Origin of the sequence: Halorhodospira sp. 9621 (assembly GCF_022228055.1) — a bacterium.
GTDB classification, from domain to species: domain Bacteria; phylum Pseudomonadota; class Gammaproteobacteria; order Nitrococcales; family Halorhodospiraceae; genus Halorhodospira; species Halorhodospira halophila_A.
Map to the genome: position 1 here is coordinate 1 of NZ_JAJNRD010000067.1, position 3408 is coordinate 3408.

The 3408-nt window shown below is 65.4% G+C and carries 3 protein-coding genes; all 3 read left to right on the top strand.

All coding sequences use genetic code 11. From position 1 onward, the window contains the following. On the top strand, window positions 1–890 hold an 890-nt coding region (gene cysZ, locus LRF89_RS13005; protein ID WP_238637335.1), incomplete at its 5' end, for a sulfate transporter CysZ. A 291-nt stretch (window positions 891–1181) separates the two neighbouring features. Then, window positions 1182–2150: an SDR family NAD(P)-dependent oxidoreductase gene (locus tag LRF89_RS13010; protein WP_238637336.1), complete on the top strand. Its 969-nt coding sequence runs from the start codon at window positions 1182–1184 to the stop codon at window positions 2148–2150. Window positions 2151–2185: 35 nt separating this feature from the next. Next, window positions 2186–3304, top strand: coding sequence for a sialidase family protein (locus tag LRF89_RS13015; RefSeq protein WP_238637337.1), 1119 nt, complete (start codon window positions 2186–2188; stop codon window positions 3302–3304). Window positions 3305–3408: the final 104 nt, after the last annotated feature.

A 3408-nucleotide genomic window follows, 5' to 3' on the forward strand; every position in this document is an offset into this window, starting at 1 on the left:
ACGAGCGAATCAGCGGTCTGGTGTGCAGCTCCTGCGGACTGCTGAGCCATTGGCTCGACAAACCGCATCGTGGGCTGGATGGAGGTTCGGTGTCTGACGGGGACAAGGAAGGGGGTCAGGCAGATGTGGCTGGTACGGCACTAGTAGCCCCTCTGGAGGGCGTCCGGCACCTGCTGCGGGGCTTCCGACTGCTCTTGGCGCCGGGGGTCAAGCGCTTCGTGGTGATCCCGTTGGCGATCAACGCGGTGCTCTTCGCCGTCGCGCTGGTCCTCGGTGCTGCGGCCGTGGCGGAGTTGGTGGGTTACTTGCAGGGCATGCTCCCAGGCTGGTTGGACTGGATCGCCCTGCTGGCCTGGCCGCTTTACGTCGTGGCGGGGCTGCTGGTTATCTTCTTCGCCGCGGGCATGGTTGCCAATCTGATCGCCGCCCCTTTCATGAAGCCGCTGGCGGCAGCGGTGGAGCATCATCTGACCGGCGAGGTTCCGCCCAGGCGGCTGCGGACCGTGCGCGCGGTGGTGCTCGATATTCCTGGCTCTGTGGGCTCCGAGTTGGCTAAGCTCGTCTACTTCCTGCTTCGAGCGCTGCCGCTGCTGCTGCTTTTCCTGATCCCGGGGGTGAACGCCCTGGCGCCGTTCGCCTGGCTCATCTTCGGGGCCTGGATGCTGGCGCGCGAGTACCTCGACCCGCCGCTCACCAATCACGGCTACAGCTTTCGGGATCAGGGGCGGCTGATCGCCCGGCACCGGACAGGGACGCTGGGGTTCGGCGGCGCGGCAGCGGTCGCCAACACCATCCCCGGGGTGAACTTCTTCGTGCTGCCGGCTGCGGTGGCCGGAGGGGCCTCGCTGGTCAGCGCGCGCATGCGGGATCCGCTGCGCAGCGCGGCGTAGGCGGATAGCTAGTTCGGCGTAACCCCAGCGGACCGATCGAGGGGCTCAAGCCATATCAAGACCCTCAAGTGCCAGGCCTACGGCTTCCGAACCCGGATGCTGTTTCCACAGAACTTGTGGAAAAGCCTGTGGAGACCCCGCGCGGGACGCGATGGAGTCTCGTGGAGCGGCGGTTGGCGAGAATGTGCTCACCGCCCAGGGGGTTGACGAGGCCGGTTCCGGTGCATGCAGCCTGAACCGGACGCAGCACTTGCTGAGTGCGTAGACGCGGCCAGCGATGAGGTCCTCTCCATGCGAAAGCAAACCACGCCTCCAGAATCGCGCCAACCCAACCATGAAGCGCAGCCATCGGAGGCCGGACCGCCGGACAGCGCGCGTGGCCACGACCCTGACAGCCCAGGGCGCCGTCGGTTTCTGACCGGCGCCAGCGCAGGGCTCGCCGGCATGGCCGCAGCCGGTGCGGCGCTCGGGGGGTGGCCCGAAGGCATGCGGGAGAGCGAAGGACGGTATGCGGGCGCCGTCGTGCTGATCACGGGTGCCACCTCCGGGATCGGCGAGGCAGCTGCGCATGCGTACGCCCGAGAGTGGGCGAAGGTCTTCTTTTGCGGTCGTCGCGAGGAACTGGGCGAATCCGTGGCTGCATCCATCCGGGACGCCGGCGGCGAGGCGACCTACATGCGCGCCGATGTGCGTGAGCGCGATGAGATGCGTGACTTTGTCGACGCATGCGTGGAGACCTATGGACGCCTGGATATTGCTTTCAACAATGCGGGAATTGAGGGGCCGCTCGGCGATTTCGACGCCATCGACGTGACCGGTGGGAACGGCTATCGGGATGTCATGCGCACCAATGTGGATGGGGTTTACTACGCGATGCGCTACGAGATCCCGGTCATGCGCGAGCAGGGGCATGGCGTGATCGTCAATACGGGTTCCATGCTTTCTCATACGGGGTCGGCACACGCTGGTACCTATGCCGCGACGAAACACGCCGTCATCGGCCTGACCCGCTCAGCCGTGGCCGCGGAGGTTGGCCACGGAGTCCGGGTGGTCAGCCTCTCTCCTGGGGCGACACGAACCGAACTGCTCCGCCGCTTCCGCGGTGGGTCCTTGGAGGGTGCGGACGAAGATCACCCGATGGGACGCATCGCCGAGCCGGAGGATATCGCCGGGGTTCTGCTCCAGATCACGGCACCGGAGGCCACCTACCTGAACGGCGATGACGTGAAAGCAGACGGTGCATCGGCCGCATCCGGCTAACCTGCGGCCACGGGTGCTACGGGTGGTTCTCTGCGATGTCGACTTTGAATGTTCTCTTTCCGTTTCGGACTGATCTCGGCGCAGGCTGTGCTGCTACAGCGCTCCTGACCGGAGGGCTGTTCGCTTCGATGCCCTTCGTGGCCAGTGCCTCACCCGGAATTACATGGTCGGAGCCGCGCGTCGGCATCGACGGCGACCATGTTTATGTCCTCTGGCAGGAGATTGTCTTCTCCGGCGGATCGCACGGCGGAGAGGCCTTCTTCGCCCGTTCCACCGATGGCGGCGAGAGCTTCTCGGAGCCTGTGAATCTCTCCGAGACAGCCGATGGTGTGGGGAAGGGGCGTCTGACTGAGAACCACTGGCACAACGGAAGCCACGACCTGATCATCGGACCCGATGGCACCGTGCATGTCGCTTGGACCGCGTTCGAGGGGGCGCTCCACTACACCCGCTCGGAGGATGGCGGGGAAACGTTTGCCGAGCCTACAGGGGTTGCCGGCGATGGTGAACTTCCCGCGCGCGGGCCATCCCTTGCCGCCGATGGGGAACAGGTGGTCATGGCCTGGACTGTTGGTGAGGGCCCGGCTGCCGATATTCGTGCGTCCTACTCTCTCGATGCTGGTCAGACCTGGGAGGAGCCGCACCGGGTCGCCCCAGGGTCAGGTCACGCCGATGCGCCATCGCTGGCGATGGATAGCGATGGCCGGATTCATCTGGCCTTCGCCGAGAGTCCTGACGGTCCGCTTGAGCGGTATCGGGTGCGCTACACACGGGCCTCTTCCGAGGGCCTCGACTTCGAGGATCCGGTTTCTGTGGCTGAAGACGTAGGGGAGGGCGAGAGCGCGGGTTTTCCCTCGTTGGAGATCGATGACGACGACCGTCTCTACTTGCTGTGGGAACATTTCCCGGACGCTTCGGAGCGACCGAGAGGCCTTGGTTATTCCACCGCCTCCGGGGCAGAAGATGAGTTCACCTCGCCCCGGGTCGTGCCGGGCAGCGACGATCCCGCCCTCGGATTCAACGGCAGTCTGCAGGGGCTCCTAATGGACAAACTCGCCGTAGGGGCTGCCGGGCGCGTCGCGGTGGTCAACAGCACTTACCTGAGCGGGGAGGCCAGCCGCATTTGGCTTTATCGGGGGGATTACGCTGAGTGACCCTGCGCTTTCTTTCAGCGGGTCGCCGGAGTGCGATGGCACGATGGGTCCAGGGAGCTTCTTCGTGGTTCATGGAGTCGGTCAGTGGCGGTTTCGATGGGCGG

Excerpts from the sequence above, each read along its gene's own strand:
- LRF89_RS13015 (WP_238637337.1), top strand. The coding sequence starts at position 2,186 with ATGTCGACTTTGAATGTTCTCTTTCCGTTTCGGACTGATCTCGGCGCA.
- LRF89_RS13010 (WP_238637336.1), top strand. The coding sequence starts at position 1,182 with ATGCGAAAGCAAACCACGCCTCCAGAATCGCGCCAACCCAACCATGAA.